Origin of the sequence: Skermanella stibiiresistens SB22, assembly GCF_000576635.1 — a bacterium.
GTDB lineage: Bacteria > Pseudomonadota > Alphaproteobacteria > Azospirillales > Azospirillaceae > Skermanella > Skermanella stibiiresistens.
On the sequence record NZ_AVFL01000035.1, the window covers coordinates 1 to 17292 of the forward strand.

Below are 17292 nucleotides of genomic sequence, written 5' to 3' on the forward strand. Positions count from 1 at the left end.
AGGGTGTGCTATTGGCTCGATCAGCCATCTTGACGACTCCATGTGTCGTTGGGGTGGTCAGGCCGGGCCGGGGAGGTTCCAGCTCCCCGGTTTGGCCGCCTCGCGGTTGCGAGTCGGTCGGACACTGGCGCGGTTTCGCGAGTGTGTCAATGGCCGAGGCGGTGTAGCGGGCGCGTCGGTGGCGGTGGTGCTCGTTGGGCGTGAGACGGTGGCGTACGCCCCCGGAGCAAGGCTGGAAATGTCATCATTTGTCATCGCGGGCGTGTGGATGGCGGAGTGGCGATGGTTTTGTAGACGTGTCGGATGGCAACCGTAGGTCGGGTAGAGCGAAGCGGCACCCGACAAGCCGGCGTGTTGGTGTCGGGTGCCGCTTCGCTCTACCCGATTTACGAGTGGAAACGCGCTGATGTTAAACCGGAACTTGAAGCCGAGTGTGGCGGGTCCGGCAATGGCCTGAGAGCCGAGGATGATGACGCTGAAAAACCCCTAAAACGTCACTGAAGGTCATCATCTGGGGCGTGTGGGTGCTCGGGATTGTTTCCAGAGCAGGGCCGAAGCCGTTGACGACCGCACCGCTCCCGGCGCACCGGGTTTTGGTATTCACGCTTCAAAGATCCCGCTTGGAACAACCGAGCGTCCGCGCAGGGGTACCATATAGGAATTTATGCAAACTTTCCAGAACCAGTTGCCGTCATTCGGCTTCCGGCTTCAGCGTCGCCTGAAAGTCGCGGATTGTCCGAACATCGTCAAATCGCTGGAGCTTTTCCGCTGCGGATGCGGTGTGATCAAGGACACCGTAAGCATCTTCATTCTGCCCTAGAGCGGCGAGTAACTGTCCAAACGCACGGCCAACCACAAAGATAAAACCAACCGCGCCTAGCTGTAGGAATAAACCAAGGCTTTCACTGAATTCGTCAATAGTTCTTTGAAGTTCGTCAGTGTTCTTTTCGCCTCTTTGAACACGGAGGTCGGCGCAACGGTAGAGAATATAAGCGATGCTGTGAACATCCCCCATACACCGATGTATAGGCAGCGAATCTTCCAACCGAACACGCAGCGACTCGTCCAGTTCGCCGCAGGCTTGCAGGATGTCGGCGATCTTGCCCATCGTCACCGCGCGGGAGCGCACGTCGCCCAGCCGGTCATAGACCGGCAGTTCCTCCTCGCGGCGGATGCGCAGCGCCTCGTCCAACTCGCCGCGGGATCGGAGGATGTCGGCGATCTTGCCCATCGTCACCGCGCGGGAGCGCACGTCGCCCAGCCGGTCGTAGACCGGTAGTTCCTCCTTGCGGCGGATGCGTAGCGCCTCGTCCAACTCGCCGCGGGATCGCAGGATGTCGGCGATCTTGCCTATCGTCACCGCGCGGGAGCGCACGTCGCCCAGCCGGTCATAGACCGGTAGTTCCTCCTCGCGGCGGATGCGTAGCGCCTCGTCCATATCGCCGCGGGCTTGCAGGATATCGGCGATCTTGCCCATCGTCACCGCGCGCTCGCGCACGTCGCCCAGCCGGTCATAGACCAGCAGTTGCTCCTCGCGATGGATGCGCAATGCCTCGTCCATTTCGCCGCGGGCTCGCAGAATGTCGGCGATCTTGCCCATCGTCACCGCGCGGGAGCACACGTCGCCAAGCCTGTTGAAGACCGGCAGTAACTCCTCGCGGCGGATGCGCAGCGCCTCGTCCAGTTCGCCGCGGGCTTGCAGGATGTCGACGATCCGGCCCATCGTCACCGCGCGGGAGCGCACGTCGCCGAGGGTTTCGAAGTGGCTTTTCGCTCGTTCAAGGAGACCTTCGGCTTCATTGAGGTCGCCGGTCTGGCGTCGACGATCCGCGACTTGTGCCAGCAGCATGGCGTGGCGGGATAGGTCATTCGCCGATGCCTCCAGGCCGCGATCGAGCAAATGATCGAGTAAATCGGTTTCACCCAGCCTTTCAGCGCATTGTGTACCGACGAGAATCAAGGCCGGGCTGGGTGGCGCTTTCCGCTCATCCGTGATGGCGAGCGCGTTCGTGCAGAGGTCCAGGGCGGATCGGGCGTCGTGCAGGCGATTGAACAGGAAACGGCCACCAGCGTATGCCGTGGCGCTGATGATGGCGGTTGGTGCGCGGCCCAGGAGTGCGAGGTGTGCGGCGGCCAATCTGCGCTGGTCCCATGGCAGCTCGCCGTCATCGTCGGTCCAAGCGGCGACCAGTGGCTCGATCACCGCCGCCGCCAGCTTCTCGGCTTCCTTCGGTGATAGCGGCGTGACCAGGGGGCGGACCAAGGGACCGCACATGCCGTCGGGAGCAGTGCCCGGATTGTCCGTGTGGTCGAGCAGACCCAACCCGTGCAGCCGGTCCAATGCCGCCGCCGGATCGCCGACGCCCGCGGCAGTGCCGGTCACCGCCAGCACGGATAGCGGTACCGGCAGGCTGAACAGCGTCGTGGCGCCGAGTTGCGCCACTTCGGTACCGGTCAGCATCGCCCGGAAGGCATCGAGCGGGACACGCCGGAAGAACTCGACCGCTTCCGCCGCGTCCTTCGGGATCGTGCCGGTCTGGAGATAGCGTTCGGACGCGCCGACCAGCCGTTCCGCGGCGGCGAGGTCACCCGCGAGCAGGGGGGCGGTGAGGTCGTGCTGGAGGCCGGGATTGCCGCCGGAGGCGTGCTGGATGCGGGCCTCCAACTCCTGCCGCGCGGCGCTGGACTGGTCGCGGTCGGTGCCGGCTTTGCTGGCGGCGGCGCGCATCTGCTTGGCGCGCTCGACCGCGTCCATGGGCGGCAGCGGGATGGTGGCGAGGCAGGCGGCGAGGTCCTTGCCGCGGCGGTCGGTCAGGTCGAAGGTGTAGCGGCTGGTGAGCAGCAGGCGCGACGCGGTGGTCCTGGCATCGCGGAAGGCGGCGATGATGGCTCCGAACACCGTCTTGTCCAACGCGGTCTTGAAGGGGGTCGCGGTCTCGCCGGGCTGGGGTTGCTTGAGGCGCTGTTCGAGATCGTCGATCACCAGCAGGATCGCGGAGTTGCCGTTGCGGCCGCTGAACGGCCCCTTCAGCAGGCTGTCCAGGGCGTCCTTCAACGCCTCGGGGTCCTGGTCGACCTTCTGGCTCCAGGTGGATCGGAAGCTGGCGCGTTGCTCGGGCGGGAGTGCCTGTTCCAATTCGTGAAGCAGGGCGTCGGGGCCGTAGTCGTCCACCAGGACGACGGTGTGGTGGCCGCGCAGGCGGTTGGCGACGCGGGCGGCGAGGCTGGACTTGCCGGCGCACCCCATGCCGTGGATCAGCACGCCGGCGGGCGCCGTGGCGATTCGGGCCGGGCCCAAGGCCCGGAGGGCGCGCTGGATCTGGCGGCGGCGGCCGACGAACTGGGCCGCGGTGGCGACCGGGACGCGCTCGCCCTTGCGGTCCAGGAATTCCTGGATGCCGGCGCCGTTGTCGAACTCGCGCCGGTCGGCCGTCGGGTCGCACAGGGCCTCGCCGCCGCCCGGCCCCAGATAGACCCGCGCCAGATGCCAATGGCGGCCGGTGTCGGGGTTGGCGGTGTGGGCTTGGAGCAGCGCGCGGCGCGCCATGGCCGCTGCGGCGGTGACGGGTTGGCTGGCGGCGAGTTCGCCATAGAAGGCGGCGGCGAGGCTGGTGGCGTCGCTGTCGTAGACCGATCCGTCCCAGCCCAGGGCGTTGGGGATGCCGGCGCGGATCACCTCCTGGATGAAGGAGCCCGCCGACCCTTCGGCCTCCGCCGTGCGGCAGGCGGACAGGACGACCAGCCGGGGGTAGCGCTCCTCCGCGCCCAGGGCGTTCCGCAGGCCGGCGATGCCGACCGGGTCGAGCGTGCCGTCGGGTGCCTCCAGCGCCAGCAGGGGCTGGCCGTTCACGATCTCGCCGTGGGAGGTGATGTGCAGCGCCTCCACCGCGCCGGTCTGGGCGAGCCGGTCGCGCAGACCTTCGATGCCGCCGCTTTCCTCCACCAGCAGGTGCAGGCGGTCGAGACTGGCGGTGGCGTCGAGGATGGCGGCCTCCTCGCGCTCGTAGCTGAGGGAGTGCTGGCCTTCGACTTCGGCCGCCATGAACAGCAGCGTCAGGTCGCCGGGCAGCGGCGTGGCGGGCGCTTCCGGCGAGGGAGGCGGCGGCGTTCCGATGCGGCGGGCGACGCGGAACAGGCGGGTGTGGTCGAGGGCGAGGTAATGGCCGGAGGGGCCGGGGGCGGTCAGCAGCTCCCACGGCAGGTCGAGCAGGGCTTGGGCGAGGGCGCGGTCGTCCGGGTCGGTCGGGTTGGACGGCACGCGGATTTCCAGCGCGATGTCGCCGACGCTGTCCAGCGCCCGCTCCAGCCAGCCGCCGCCCTCGTCGAGCAGGGCCGCGATGTCGCGCCCGATGGCGGGCAGCGCCTCGGGCTGGCGGGCGCGGACGGCGTTGTCGTAATCGGTGGCCCAGCGGCGCAGACGCTCCTGCCGCTCCGGCGTGAGCGGGATCAGGGACGCGCTCGCGCCGGGGCGGGTCGTGGAGCACTTGAGGGCGGCGCCAGCGAGTTCGATACGCGCGTTGAGCATGACGGGGGCGGCGCCTCGTTGGGGATAACCTGATTTCAGCCTATCCGAACGATATAGGTATGGCTGTGCCGGTGCAATTTTTTGGTTGGGCGTGGCGGCGCTTGCTTGATCGCGTCCGTTCCGATGTGATCGGCCTTCAGTGTCGAGTATGTTGGTGACAGGTGCCGAGTTGCCGCTGAAAATTCGAAGGGGTTCGGGATGAACCTGGCAACTCTTCCGCAAAATGGATCCTCGGATCAAGTCCGAGGATGACGAGTTTATTTGGATGAGTTAAATTTTTGTTTGTATATTAATTTCCGAACTCTTACTATCTATCAATTCGTCATCCTCGGACTTGATCCGAGGATCCATTGTGCTGGAGATGATCCAGGATGATATCATGAAACCTGTTGATCAATGGCTGTGCAGGACCGATTGGGTTGACGCGTCGGCGCGCATGACGCCCATGTAAACGCCGTGACTGGACAGACCAGTCCGGGTTGGTCCAGATTGGGCGGGCACCGAAGCCTGGGGACCAGACGATGCCGGCCGAGTATTTCCAGCCTCCCGAGGCGACCCTGTCGAAACCGGAGGCTTATGGCGAACTGGCGTCGCAATTGGCTGGGCTGATGGACGGTGAGACGGATCTGATCGCCAACGCGGCCAACATGGCCGCCGTGATCTATCACGGTCTGCCCGATCTGAACTGGGCGGGTTTCTACCTGATGAGGGATGGCGGGTTGGTGCTGGGGCCGTTCCAGGGCAAGCCGGCCTGTATCCGCATTCCCGTGGGCAAGGGTGTCTGCGGCACCGCCGCCGCTACCGGCGTCAGCCAGGTGGTGGCCGATGTCCATGAATTTCCGGGACACATCGCCTGCGACGCCGCCTCGCGGTCGGAACTGGTGGTTCCGATCAAGGTCGGCGGCCGGGTGATCGGAGTGCTGGATCTGGACAGTCCGGTCGTGGGGCGATTCGACGATGAGGATCGTGTGGGGTGCGAGGCTTTGGTTCGCGTCTTGGTTGACCATATAAAGTGACGGGATCAACGGAGGCGACTGAAAACGCCCTCCGGTGGAAGGAAACAGGAGGGGAATTGGTATGTCCGATGTACAGCCGCTGACGATCCGTCTGAGCGCCGCCGACAATGTGGTCGTGGCCCGTGTCAACATGCTGCCGGGAGCGCCGATCGGGGTCGATGGCATCGCCTGCCAGGGGCAGGTGCCGCGCGGGCACAAGATCGCGACGCAGCGGATCGCGGCCGGCGAGCCGATCCGCAAATACAATCAGATCATCGGCTTCGCGACCACGGACATAGCGCCAGGGGACCATGTCCACGTCCATAACGTCGAGATGCACGACTTCGCGCGCGACTACGCGTATGGCGCCGACGTCAAGCCGGTGGACTATGTGCCGGAGGGCGAGCGGGCGACGTTCATGGGGTTCAAGCGGGCCAACGGCAAGGTCGGCACGCGCAACTACATCGGCATCCTGTCGAGCGTGAACTGCTCGGCCACGGTGTCGCGCTACATCGCGGCGGAGTTCGAGAAGCCGGGCGCGCTCGACGCGTTTCCCAATGTGGACGGCATCGTCGCGATCACCCACTCGACCGGCTGCGGCATGGCCGACAGCGGCGAGGGCTACGCCAACCTCCAGCGGACGCTGTGGGGCTACGCGCGCAACCCGAACTTCGCGGGCGTGCTGCTGGTCGGGCTGGGCTGCGAGGTCAACCAGATCGACTTCCTGCTGGAGGCCTATGGGATCGAGCGCGGCCCGATGTTCCAGACCATGAACATCCAGGGGTTGGGCGGCACGCGGCGGACCATCGAGTTCTGCCGCCAGCGGGTGCTGGAGATGCTGCCGCTGGCCAACGAGTTCACCCGCACCGAACAGCCGGCCAGCGAGTTGCTGGTGGCCTTGCAGTGCGGCGGCTCGGATGGCTATTCCGGCATCTCGGCCAATCCGGCGCTGGGCGCCGCGGTCGATACGCTGGTGCGGCACGGCGGCACGGCGGTGCTGAGCGAGACGCCCGAGGTCTATGGCGCCGAGCATCTGCTGACGCGCCGCGCGGTCAGCCGCAAGGTCGGCGAGAAGCTGGTGGAGCGCATCCACTGGTGGGAGGAGTACACCGCCCGCAATGGCGGCGAGATGAATAACAACCCGTCTCCCGGCAATAAGGCCGGCGGTCTGACCACCATCCTGGAGAAGTCGCTGGGCGCCACCGCCAAGGGCGGCACGACCAATCTGGTCGAGGTCTATAAATACGCGGAGCCGATCACCGCCAAGGGCTTCGTCTTCATGGACACTCCCGGCTATGATCCGGCGTCGGCGACCGGGCAGGTTGCGGGCGGCGCCAATGTCGTGTGCTTCACGACCGGGCGCGGCTCGGTGTCGGGCTTCAAGCCGGCGCCGTGCATCAAGCTGGCGACCAACACGACCATGTACGATCACATGGAAGAGGACATGGACATCAACTGCGGCACCGTGGCCGATGGGCTGGAAACGGTGGAGCAGGCTGGTGAGAGGATCTTCCGGAAGATTCTGGAAGTGGCGTCGGGCACACCGACCAAGAGCGAGGCCCAGGGCTTCGGAGACAACGAGTTCGTGCCGTGGCAAATCGGCGCGGTGATGTGAGTACTCGGACCGCATAATCCGGGACCCTAAAATAAAGAGTGGAGAACCAAACCCAATGAAGCTGTTGCGCTATGGCCCGCCCGGTGCGGAGAAGCCCGGTATCCTGGACGCCGAGGGGCGCATCCGCGACCTGTCCGGCGTGATCGACGACATCGGCCCGGCGACGGTCAGCGACGCCTCGCTGGATCGGCTGCGGGCGCTCGACGTCACGTCGCTGCCGCTGGTCGAAGGCGACCCGCGGATCGGACCGTGCGTCGCCGACGTGTCGAAGTTCCTGTGCATCGGCCTGAACTACGCCGACCACGCCGCCGAATCGAACCTGCCGGTGCCGCCCGAGCCCGTCATGTTCATGAAGGCGACGACGGCGATCTGCGGCCCGAACGACACCGTGATCATTCCCAAGAACAGCACCAAGCCGGACTGGGAAGTCGAACTGGGCATCGTGATCGGCAAGAAGGCGCAGTATGTCGAGGAGGCCGACGCTCTCGACTATGTCGCGGGATATTGCGTGATCAACGACGTGTCCGAGCGCGCCTTCCAGATCGAGCGGTCGGGCCAGTGGGTCAAGGGCAAGAGCGCCGACACCTTCGGCCCGATCGGCCCTTGGATGGTCACCCGCGACGAGGTTCCCGATCCGCAGAAGCTGAAGCTGTGGCTGGAGATCGACGGCAAGCGGTACCAGGACGGCACGACCGAGACCATGGTCTATGGCGTTCGCCATCTGGTGCATTATTGCAGCCAGTTCATGACGCTGCTGCCGGGCGACCTGATCTCGACCGGGACGCCTCCCGGCGTCGGCATGGGGCAGAAGCCGCAGGTCTGGCTGCAGCCGGGCAACACGATCCGTCTGGGCATCGAAGGTCTGGGCGAGCAGGTCCAGAAGGTCGAGGCCTATTCGGGGTCCTGACGCTTAAGGCGGGTTGAACCGGATCAAGGCCCGGCGCGGTAGGAACCGCGGGTTGTTCCGCTGGCGCTCCGAGAAGGGCGTCAGCGGATCGCGGTCGACGTTCGGGTTCTCCGACACGATCGCCGTGGTCCGGAAATCGAAGAAACTGGCGTTGATGGTGAAGTCCGGCAGGCGCCAGACGACGCGGAGCGATTTTGGCACCGCAGCGGTGTTTTGCTGGTCCGACTTCTCCGGCGAACCGAACCGGTCCGTGAGAGCCTTGACGATGTCGTCGAAAACCACCGGCGACGCTTGGCGGCCGCGCCGCTCCAGCAGGATCTGGCCAAGGCCGCCGGTCTGGCGGTCGATTTGGAGGAAGGCGCGGAAGCCGATGCTGGCGACCTGAACATCCTCGACGGTCGTGTCGGCGTAGTAGCGGCCGAAATCCCAACGGCCGGGCAGGCGGGTGGCGTCGTCGCCCAGCGCCTTGGCGATGTCTGGCGGCGCCATGCCCCAGCGCACATTTCTCAGCACCTCGATATCGGTGGCGAAGGCCGGGTGGAGCGACGCCAGCAGGAGCAGGGCCGCGAGGCGGGCCCTCATGGGACGCCGCCGGGGGCGGTCTCCTGGTAGAGGCGGCGGATGTCGTCGGTCATCAGGCGGCGCTGGTCGGCGCGCATGTAGAGCATGTGGCCGCCCTGATAGGTCTTGACCGCGAGGTGCGCCTTGATCTCGGGCGGCAGGCGGATTTGGTCGATCAGCCAGCGCGACGACAGGTAGGGCGTCACCAGATCGGTCATGCCGTGGGTGATCAGGACACGCATGTCGGGGTTGACCGCCAGGGCTTCCTGGAGGTCGTCGGTGACTCCGGCGTAGCCCTGCTGGCGGCCGAGATCCCAGTTCCACTCCCCCGAGACGCGGCGGTTGAGCAGACGGTAGGGCGTGTCGCTCTCGAACCCGAGGGTCGTCCTGGCATAGTCGTTGAACACCGTGGAATAGGGCGCGATCAGGGCGTCCAGATAGGGGTCGGAACCGACGGCCTGACGTTCCGGATCGGGATCGGGCACCTTGATGGTGCCGTCATAGAGGCTGACGACGCGACCGGGTTCCGCCGGCATCTCCTTCGCGAACAGCTGGATCGGCAGCTTGGCGTGGAAACGCTCGACGATTTCCAGGGGCAGGCCGGTCATGGCGGCGACGCGGGCGTTGAAGCTCTTGGCATCGGCGGTGGCGCCGCCGCGCAAGGACGCGAGGCCGACGAGATAGTCGGACAGGGCGAAGCGCTCGGCCTCCTCCTGGGTGATCGAAGGGTCGCCCTTGCCCAGCGCGCGGGCGGAGGCGGCCATGGAGGGCAGGGGCATGGCCCAGCCGAGCAGGTCGAAATCGCCGCCGCGCAGCAGCGAGAACTCAAGCGCCGGCGAGACCAGGACCATGCCATTGAGGGCTATTCCGGCGTCGCGCTGAAGCTGGAGGGCCATGACCACGGCGCGAAACCCGCCATAGCTCTCCCCCGCGATGTATTTCGGCGATGACCAGCGGCCCTCGCGGGTCAGCCAGAGGCGGACGATCTCCGACATGCTGCTGGCGTCACCCCGAACGCTCCAGAACTTCTTCTCGGCGTCGTCCTCCTTGCCGGTGGCGCGGGAATAGCCGGTGCCGACCGGGTCGACGAAGACCAGATCGGTGAAGGCGAGCCAGGTCTCGGGGTTGTCCTGGAGCCGGGCGGGAGGCGGCGCCAGCGAGCCGTCGGGGTTGGTCACCAGGATCCTCGGGCCGACCAGCCCCAGGTGCAGGAAGGCGGAGGCGGCTCCGGGGCCACCGTTGAACAGGAAGGTCACGGGACGGGTGGCCGGGTCGGCGCCGTCGGCGCGGTAGGACGAGACGAAGATCCGCGCCGTGGTCTCTCCCTTGGCGTCGACGATCGGCATCATCTCGGCGGTGGTGGTATAGGCGAATTGCCGGTCGGGTAGGTCGAGCGTCAGCCGCTTGGTGGCGGGGGCGGAGGTGGGCGCCTCGGCTTGGGCGGCGGGGGCCGGTGGCGGGGTCTCTTGCGCGAAGGCCGGCGGGGCGGTCAGGAGCCACGCGGCGGCCAGGGCCCCGGCCAAGGTGGAAACCAGCGGGCTGCGGAGGGCGGCGGGAGTGCTGTTCGGCATGCTGGACCTGCGGTGACGGGGTGTTCCATCGTACAACCGGCGGTGCGGCCGATTGGCCCTTGCGACCGGTCACAATGAAGTAACTAATTTGAGCTAAAAACGACGATCGTTCGCCACCCGCCGTCACGCTTTCCGAAGGGATGGCGGTTGGCTGGATCAAGAATAAACGACCTTCTGGTGGAACATGGAACTCGGCACCGCGGTGACCACCGTCAAAGGCGATCCGATCACGGTCGCCGACGTGATTCTTCATTTGAAGGCCAAGGGCACGTTCCGGACCGCGATCTATGAGATCATCGAGCGGCGGGTGGTGGAATACAAGCTGGAGGAACAGGGCGTCCGCGTCACCCAGGCGGAGATCGACGAGCGGGTGCGGAGCCGAAAGAACACGCTGGCCCTGTGGGACGCCAAGACCTTCGACGCCTATCTCAAGCATTTCGGGCTGTCGCTGGAGCAGTGGCTGGACACCATCGCCGCCGACATGCGGCGCGAACGCCTGCGCGACATCATCGTCACGAAGGAGTTGGTGCAGGCGCATTACCGGCAGAACAGCGCCCGCCACACCTGCGTGTCGATCGCTCGGATCGCCTGCCGCACAAAGGCCGACGCGGAGCGGGCGTTGGCCGCCGTGGGCGAGCGGCAGGCGGACTTCGTGGAGTTGGCGCGGATGTACTCGGTCGATGACAACACCAAGCTGGCCGGCGGCTACATCGGCAACCTGAAGCGCGGCATGCTGCCGGCCGAGGTGGACGAGCGCGCCTTCACCTGCGCCGACAACGAGATCATCGGGCCGTTCTCCGAGAACGGGCTGTGGACGATCTACAAGATCTACTCCCGCACGGTGACCAAGCTGAACGAGGCGCTGGGCAAGCAGATCAAGGACCAGATCTTCGAGGAATGGCTTCGCCATCAGGTCTGCGTGGCGCCGGCCTAGCGGACGATGGCCCCAAAGCGCCCCGGCTCCGCCGCGAAGCCCGCCAAGCCGGTGAAATCCGCCAAGCCGGCCAAGCGGATCGCGGGAGAGGACAGGCATCCGCTGAAGGCGGCGACGCTGCTGTTCTCGTCGCCCAATCCGGCGTTCCGGATCCCGGTCTATGTCCTGTTCGTCACCCTGTTCGGGCTGCTGGTCTATTCGTTCAACGCGTCGAAGGACACGACGGTCGAGGGGCCGCTGATGCTGCAGCGGCAGGCCATGATGATCCAGGCAATGGGCGGCGGCCTGATCGAGGCGGTCGATGTCAGCGAGAACGCGGCGGTCTTCGCCGGCGATCCGCTGGCGACGATCCAGGAGAAGATCCGCGCCGCCACGACGCCGGAACAGGAGGCCATGCAGCACCAGATCGCCGAGCTTCAGCGCAAGGAGCGGGAATCGGTCAAGGACTACGATTTCCGGCTGAGCCAGCTGGAGTTGGACCGCCTGAACCTGGAGCGGCGGCGGGCTACCGAGCAGGGGGCGATCGACAACCGGATCCGCCAGATCGAGATCCAGCTCCAGATCACCCAACGCAACCGGCAGGGCATCGAGGAGGACTTGGCCAACGCCCGGAAGGATCTGGGGGTGCGCCAGCAACTCTACGCCATGCGCGACATCCCCCAGGCGGAGTTGCAGCGGGCACAGACGCGCGTCAGCGATCTCCAGCGCGCCCAGGTCAACGCCGATTCGGACATCCAGAACGTCAGGCTGGCGCTGGAGACGGCGCGGGGCGAGCGGGCGCAGATGGCGCAGACGTTCTCGCAGTCGCGGTTGGAGAACGAGATCGAGAACATGCGGAGCGCCCGTCAGCGCGATCAGACGTTGATCCACGAGCGGATCGGCGAGCTGACCAACCGGCTGCTGGAATCGAGGACGCTGGTGCCCGGTGTCCGGTATGACGGCGAGAAGGCGCTGTATTCCAGCGTGGTCGACGGTGTGGTGACGGCGGTTCACATCCAGCGCGGTTCGATCATCAACCCCGGCATGCCGATGTTCTCGATGGTGCGCGACACCGCCCCGCTGGAGGCCCATGTGCTGATCAAGAACCGCGACATCGGCAAGATCAAGCGCGGGCAGAAGGTCCAGATCATGTATTTCGCCTATCCCGGCGAGGATTATGGCGTCCAGAGCGGCATCGTCGCCGATATCGGCGCCAAGCCGGAGGGCCAGTCGGGCAAGCCGTCACTGTATGTCGTCAAGGTGGCGCTGGAGCGCGAGACCGTCACCGGCAGGACAGGAGTGACCAAGACGCTGGAGATCGGCCTGGAGGGTTTCGCCCAGATCAAGACCGGCGAGAAGCGGCTGATCGAGATCCTGTTCGCCCCCGCCTCCAGATTCTTCCAAAAGCCGGAGGAGTGAGGGCTAGGCGGCTTGTTCCAAGTTGCCGGTCCGGGCGAAGTCGATGAGGTATTGGGCCAGCGATCCGAACACCGTGCGGCGGTGCTCGGGCGGCAGCCACATCACGAACGGGCCGGGGTTGCAGTCGAGATAGGTCAGCGTGCCGTCGTCGCCGAGGATGGCGTCCCACGCCGCATAGTGCAGCCCCAGCGAGCGGTTGGCGCGGACGATGGCGGCCTCCTCAATCGGGTCGAGCGTCACCGGCTCGAACCCACGCGTCGCGGTTCGCGAGTCGACGCCGTCGGCCAGGATGCGGAGCGGCAGCACGACTCGGTCGCCGACGATGTGGATGCGGATGGTCGAGCCGGGCAAGCGGTGCTGGAACAGCGCCGGGCACATCAACAATTCGTCCAGGCGGGCGCGGTCCTCGACCGTGACGCTCCGGGTCGAGCCGACGCCGATGGCGGGCTTGACCACCGCCTCGCCGACCGCGTCCAGGAAGGCGGCTGCGGCGTCGGGGCAACTGGTGCTGAGCGAGCGCGGCACGCGGAAGCCCGACGCCCGCAGCTTCTCGTAGAACTGCGCCTTGCTGTTGTGATCGACATAGGCGCCGGTCAGCCGGTTGATCACCAGCCGCCCGGTCAGGTGCAGGTGCTCGAAGAAGCCGTAGGTTGCGGCGTTCATCGCCTGTTCCTGGAGGTAGGCGACGCGGTATTCGGCGTGGCTCGCCTCGTTCAGCAGGGGCGGCAGGACGGGCAGGGTGCGGGGAGCGGTGCAGCGGATGTGGATCGCCCGGATCTCGCCGAAATCGACCCCGCCCCAGCGCGGCGCCGTGCCGGACCCCGGCGCTCCCAGGCTGACCGAGGGCTTGCCCGGACGCCCGATCTGGATATCCAGCACGACGGGTTCCGCCCCCTGCTCGGCGACCTGATCGGCGATCTCCGCGATCTGGGCGCTGTCATGGTTGGCGAACAGGGCGATCTTGACGGTCATCGGCGCGGTTCCAGCGGGGTTGGCTGACGAGGGAGGATTGGCGATCAGAAGCTGATGTTGATGGAGCCAATGGCGGTGTTGTCGGCGATGTCGCCACCGAAGGCTCCGGCCGCGGCGGAGGCGGAGTTGGCGGCACCACCGAACCCGGTCGCGTCGGCTTGGCTGGCGAGCTGGTCGTGCCCGCCGGCGGCGCTGGTCCCCAGACTGGAGCCGCCCAGGCCGAACGCGCTGGAATAGCCCTGCCCGAAGGCGTCGCCACCGGATTTCCCGCTCTGGGCAAGGGTCAGATCAGTGCTCATGCAGGACCTCCTCGGCGCCGCGCGCCCATCGCCGGACGGATCGCCAAGCACAACCCGCGGGAAGTTGCGGGCCGCGCGCGTATGTCATGGCGAGTATTATACAAAACGGTGTACCATTTGTTGCGCGCGTCGTCCACGCCTTCGATGATGATCCCGCGAGGTCGCGGTCCAGGGGAGGATGACGGTACGCGCGGGATGTCGGCAATTTTATATTTACCTTGAAGCGTCAAGGCTTGGATGACATTAACTCGGGGCGGCCCTGGTTGCCTCTGGCGGGTGGTGGCCCCCGATCAGGATGATTTTCGAATGACAGCCCGTAGCGCCAACCCAGCCATTCCCCCTTTGGTGGAACCGACATCAGTTCAATTCGCCGGCCTCACGGATGTCGGACGGGTACGCTCCCAGAACGAGGATTCGTTCCAGATCGACAGCGAGCTGGGGCTGGTCCTGGTCGCCGACGGCATGGGCGGCCATGTCGGCGGCGACATCGCCAGCCGCACGGCGATCGAGGCGGTCAACGACTTCATCCTCGAATACGAACCGATGCCGGACGAAGCCGAGCTGGCAGGGACGGAGGGGTCGATGGAGATCGTCCGAACCGCCGTCCACCGCGCCAACCAACGGATCGCCGCCCTCAACCACGAGCGCGGCCTCCCGGAAAACCGCGGCATGGGAACGACGATCGTCGGGTTCTGGCTGCCGTCGGACCTGTCGCACGCCATCGTCTTCCATGTCGGCGACAGCCGGCTCTACCGGCTGAGGAACGGCCATCTGGACCAGATCACCCACGACCACAGCCTGTATCAGGCCTGGGTCGACGGGGGCCACCGCGGCGAGCCGCCCAACCGCAACATCATCATGCGGGCGCTGGGCGTGATGGAGGATGTCGAGGCCGACGTGGCGGTGGAGGAACCCCGCGCCGGTGACCTCTACCTGCTGTGCTCCGACGGGCTGAACGGCATGGTTCCCGACGACACGATCATCGACATCCTGATCGAGCAGGCTCCGCTCGACGAGGCGTGCCGCAAGCTGGTCGAGGCGGCCAACGCGTTCGGCGGCCGCGACAACGTGACCGTCGCCCTGATCCGGTTCGATTGACCGGTTCGACTGGTCCGGCTCAGTCGGTGTCGATCGTTCCATAGCGGTAGCGGATGACGTTGTCGGGGTCCTCGGCCGGCGCGATGCCGAGCGAGATCAGCCCCGAGGTCAGCAGGTAGGTCGCCTCGCGCTTCAGCATCATGAGCTGCTGGCTGTCGTCCACGCAGAAGGTGCCGTTGGTGCTGTGGTCGGTCAGGGTGAAGCGGCCGTTGAGGATCTCCAAGGTCGCGTGGCGCCGTGACGCCCAGTCGCTGTTGACGATCAAGCCGCAGCCGCCGTCGCGTCCGATCAGCACCGGTGCCGAGTCGGTGTCGAGACGAAGCTGCCGCCCGCGATGGGTCAGGATCAGGATGCCGCGGCGCTTGCCGGCCGATCCGTCGACCTGGAAGGCGGTGACGGTCACGTTCTCCGGATCGCCCAGCGTGCGATAGATCTCGACCGCGTCGATGCCCCCCTTGACCACCGCCTTGTCCAGCCGCTGGGTGTTTGGCCGGTAGGCCGGATGCAGGGCGTCGACGCAGGCCCGGGTCATCAGTATCTCGCCGGGACTGGCGAGGGCGGCCAGCCGGGACGCGAGGTTGACGGTGGCGCCGAACACGTCGTCTGCGGTGACGATCACCGGGCCGATGGTGAAGCCGATCCGAACCCGCGGTTCCGTGCCGCGCAGCGCCTCCTGGATGTGGGCGGCGGCGCAATAGGCGGCGTCGGCGGACGGGAAGGTGGAGAGGGCGCCGTCGCCCATGGTCTTGACGACCATGCCGGAATAGCGTTCGGTCGCGTCGATGATCTGGCGGACGCAGCGATTCGTCAGGGCGTGGGCGGCGGCGTCGCGCAGCACCTGATAGAGGCGCGTGCTGTCGCAGACATCCGCGAACATCACCGCCATCGACTCACCCGACCGCACCGCCACCACCACGTCCTCTCCTCCTCGGCCCCGCTCCTTCTCAGGCCGGATTCGACCCCAGGAACTCCTTCCACTGGTTCAGCAGCGGCAGGTCGCGGTCCTCGACCGACTTGACCGCCGAGTTGAACAGGACGTAGTCGACCGACAGGTACCGGTTCGTCTCGCGCCGGATGCGGGTGAAATCCAGCTTGACCACCTCCAGCGCGTGGATGCGGTCGCGCGGCGGATGGTTCGGCACGAGTTTCGAAACCTGCGGAAACTCCGCCGACAGCGCGCGCAGGTCGATCAGGATGCGCGCCAGTTTGACCAGTTCCCGGGTGATCGCCACACCCTCGGCCGAGCCCGGCTCGGCGTCGGCCGGGACGCGGGTGGCGATGCCGTCCAGGTCGGCGGCGAGGCGGTCGGTCAGGCGGCGGACGGATGTCAGGTCGCCCTTGGCCAGCAGCGGCAGGAACTCGCGCTCGTAGGTCAGGAACTTCATGCGGGCGGTCAGGTCGGCCAGCGCGGCGTTCTGTTCCGTGGCCAGCAGGCGCCCCCCGTCGGCCACCGCCTCGGCCAAGTCGTTGAGGTCCTGGTCGAAGGAGACGGCTTGGCCGCCGCCAGCATATTGGGACGCCCGATCGATCACCCGCTTCCGGACCATGGCGGATCGCTCCACCGCCTGCTCGACATACTGGCGCTTCTTGTGGATCGGGTAATAGACCGCCGCGGCACCGCCGATCGCGGCCAGCAGGGCCGCGACGATCGAACCGCGGACGAGGAGGCCGCCGAACCGGGACGGCCCGCGCTCCTCCCCGGCATCGTCGTCGTCCTCGATCGCCAGCTTGATGGGCGCCTCGACCTTGCGGACCGCTTCGAGCACCGCCTTGCCGGCACCCAGGCTGCCGACCATCATGGTCCGTTCCGAAAGGTCGTCGTCATGGGGCGCCGCTGGTGCCGCCCGTCCACCGCCCATCGCGGACGCGGCGGCCGGGGGCCGGTCCAGTTCGAACCGGAAGGCCAGCGAGCCCAGACGGACCTCGTCGTTGTGCTTCAGCCAGATGGTCGTGATCTTGTGGCCGTTGACATAGACGCCGTTGGTGCTGTTCAGATCCTCGACGCCCCAGGTGCCTTCCCCCCGGAACAGCTTGGCGTGCTGGCGGGAGAGCTTGCGCGACGCCACGACGAAGGTGCTGGCGTCGCCCCGCCCGAGCGTCACCGCCTCGCCACCCGTCAACGGCACGATCAACTGGGCCGGGGACCCGTCGATCTGGGCCGGGTCCAAACAGATCAGCTTGCCGTCCGGATCGCGGGAAACCGCCTTGACCACGGCGCCGGCACCGGGTTTGCGGGCGGTGTCGCGGACCATCATGGTTCGGTCGTGGTTTGGATCGATCATCGCTTTATGGGGTGTCCGAGCCGGAAAAATGGGACGGTCGCGGTCCTAAGCCGCTTCCACACTATGCCGAAACATTGGATTGTAAGCAACTAGAGTGACGTGTGTTAATTTTTGTTCATCTTAAAACGGGTTAAA

General features: G+C 66.5%; 13 protein-coding genes. 6 read left to right on the forward strand and 7 right to left on the reverse strand.

The features are described from left to right. Nucleotides 1-691: 691 nt before the first annotated feature. A complete protein-coding gene (locus N825_RS29935) occupies nt 692-4525 on the reverse strand; it encodes a CHAT domain-containing protein (RefSeq protein ID WP_051513566.1) in 3834 nt (1277 codons plus the stop codon). Nucleotides 4526-5046: 521 nt separating this feature from the next. On the opposite strand from N825_RS29935, the gene N825_RS29940 reads away from it, so the two are divergent. The 3 genes from N825_RS29940 (at nt 5047) to N825_RS29950 (ending at nt 8042) form a co-directional block, all read left to right on the forward strand. Next, nucleotides 5047-5541 (forward strand): GAF domain-containing protein, encoded by a 495-nt coding sequence (locus N825_RS29940; RefSeq protein ID WP_051513568.1) that lies wholly within the window; start codon nt 5047-5049, stop codon nt 5539-5541. Nucleotides 5542-5602: 61 nt separating this feature from the next. Next, nucleotides 5603-7135, forward strand: a complete 1533-nt coding sequence (locus N825_RS29945; RefSeq protein ID WP_198038962.1) for a UxaA family hydrolase — start codon at nt 5603-5605, stop codon at nt 7133-7135. Nucleotides 7136-7190: 55 nt separating this feature from the next. After that, nucleotides 7191-8042, forward strand: a complete 852-nt coding sequence (locus N825_RS29950) for a fumarylacetoacetate hydrolase family protein (RefSeq protein WP_037459951.1) — start codon at nt 7191-7193, stop codon at nt 8040-8042. A 3-nt stretch (nt 8043-8045) separates the two neighbouring features. Here N825_RS29950 and N825_RS29955 read toward each other — a convergent pair whose 3' ends face one another. Together N825_RS29955 and N825_RS29960 are read right to left on the reverse strand one after the other, a co-directional pair. Then, nucleotides 8046-8624, reverse strand: coding sequence for a hypothetical protein (locus tag N825_RS29955; RefSeq protein ID WP_037459953.1), 579 nt, complete (start codon nt 8622-8624; stop codon nt 8046-8048). Next, nucleotides 8621-10174 (reverse strand): S10 family peptidase, encoded by a 1554-nt coding sequence (locus N825_RS29960; RefSeq protein WP_037459954.1) that lies wholly within the window; start codon nt 10172-10174, stop codon nt 8621-8623. Before N825_RS29960 ends, N825_RS29955 begins: the two co-directional genes overlap by 4 nt. A gap of 184 nt (nt 10175-10358) precedes the next feature. Between N825_RS29960 and N825_RS29965 the strand changes: the two genes are divergently transcribed. Continuing rightward, complete coding sequence (locus tag N825_RS29965; RefSeq protein WP_037459957.1) at nt 10359-11108, forward strand: peptidylprolyl isomerase; 750 nt, start codon at nt 10359-10361, stop codon at nt 11106-11108. 6 nt (nt 11109-11114) lie between these two features. Further along, a complete protein-coding gene (locus N825_RS29970; RefSeq protein ID WP_037459958.1) occupies nt 11115-12506 on the forward strand; it encodes a putative HlyD family type I secretion protein in 1392 nt (463 codons plus the stop codon). Nucleotides 12507-12509: 3 nt separating this feature from the next. On the opposite strand, the gene N825_RS37160 is transcribed toward N825_RS29970, so the two are convergent. Both N825_RS37160 and N825_RS29980 read right to left on the reverse strand, forming a co-directional pair. Beyond that, a complete protein-coding gene (locus tag N825_RS37160) occupies nt 12510-13478 on the reverse strand; it encodes an ATP-grasp domain-containing protein (RefSeq protein ID WP_051513570.1) in 969 nt (322 codons plus the stop codon). Nucleotides 13479-13522: 44 nt separating this feature from the next. After that, nucleotides 13523-13777 (reverse strand): hypothetical protein, encoded by a 255-nt coding sequence (locus N825_RS29980; protein ID WP_037459960.1) that lies wholly within the window; start codon nt 13775-13777, stop codon nt 13523-13525. A 306-nt stretch (nt 13778-14083) separates the two neighbouring features. Here N825_RS29980 and N825_RS29985 point away from each other — a divergent pair, with 306 nt between their 5' ends. After that, nucleotides 14084-14875, forward strand: a complete 792-nt coding sequence (locus tag N825_RS29985) for a PP2C family protein-serine/threonine phosphatase (protein ID WP_051513572.1) — start codon at nt 14084-14086, stop codon at nt 14873-14875. 19 nt (nt 14876-14894) lie between these two features. Here N825_RS29985 and N825_RS29990 read toward each other — a convergent pair whose 3' ends face one another. Then, nucleotides 14895-15791, reverse strand: coding sequence for an adenylate/guanylate cyclase domain-containing protein (locus N825_RS29990; protein ID WP_037459963.1), 897 nt, complete (start codon nt 15789-15791; stop codon nt 14895-14897). Nucleotides 15792-15819: 28 nt separating this feature from the next. Continuing rightward, nucleotides 15820-17130: an FHA domain-containing protein gene (locus tag N825_RS37165; protein ID WP_211098427.1), complete on the reverse strand. Its 1311-nt coding sequence runs from the start codon at nt 17128-17130 to the stop codon at nt 15820-15822. Nucleotides 17131-17292: the final 162 nt, after the last annotated feature.

Coding starts and splice junctions, on each gene's coding strand:
- N825_RS29945 (WP_198038962.1), top strand. CDS start 5,603: ATGTCCGATGTACAGCCGCTGACGATCCGTCTGAGCGCCGCCGACAAT.
- N825_RS29955 (WP_037459953.1), bottom strand. CDS start 8,624: ATGAGGGCCCGCCTCGCGGCCCTGCTCCTGCTGGCGTCGCTCCACCCG.
- N825_RS29940 (WP_051513568.1), top strand. CDS start 5,047: ATGCCGGCCGAGTATTTCCAGCCTCCCGAGGCGACCCTGTCGAAACCG.
- N825_RS37160 (WP_051513570.1), bottom strand. CDS start 13,478: ATGACCGTCAAGATCGCCCTGTTCGCCAACCATGACAGCGCCCAGATC.
- N825_RS37165 (WP_211098427.1), bottom strand. CDS start 17,130: ATGATGGTCCGCGACACCGCCCGCAAACCCGGTGCCGGCGCCGTGGTC.
- N825_RS29965 (WP_037459957.1), top strand. CDS start 10,359: ATGGAACTCGGCACCGCGGTGACCACCGTCAAAGGCGATCCGATCACG.
- N825_RS29980 (WP_037459960.1), bottom strand. CDS start 13,777: ATGAGCACTGATCTGACCCTTGCCCAGAGCGGGAAATCCGGTGGCGAC.
- N825_RS29935 (WP_051513566.1), bottom strand. CDS start 4,525: ATGCTCAACGCGCGTATCGAACTCGCTGGCGCCGCCCTCAAGTGCTCC.
- N825_RS29950 (WP_037459951.1), top strand. CDS start 7,191: ATGAAGCTGTTGCGCTATGGCCCGCCCGGTGCGGAGAAGCCCGGTATC.
- N825_RS29960 (WP_037459954.1), bottom strand. CDS start 10,174: ATGCCGAACAGCACTCCCGCCGCCCTCCGCAGCCCGCTGGTTTCCACC.
- N825_RS29985 (WP_051513572.1), top strand. CDS start 14,084: ATGACAGCCCGTAGCGCCAACCCAGCCATTCCCCCTTTGGTGGAACCG.
- N825_RS29970 (WP_037459958.1), top strand. CDS start 11,115: ATGGCCCCAAAGCGCCCCGGCTCCGCCGCGAAGCCCGCCAAGCCGGTG.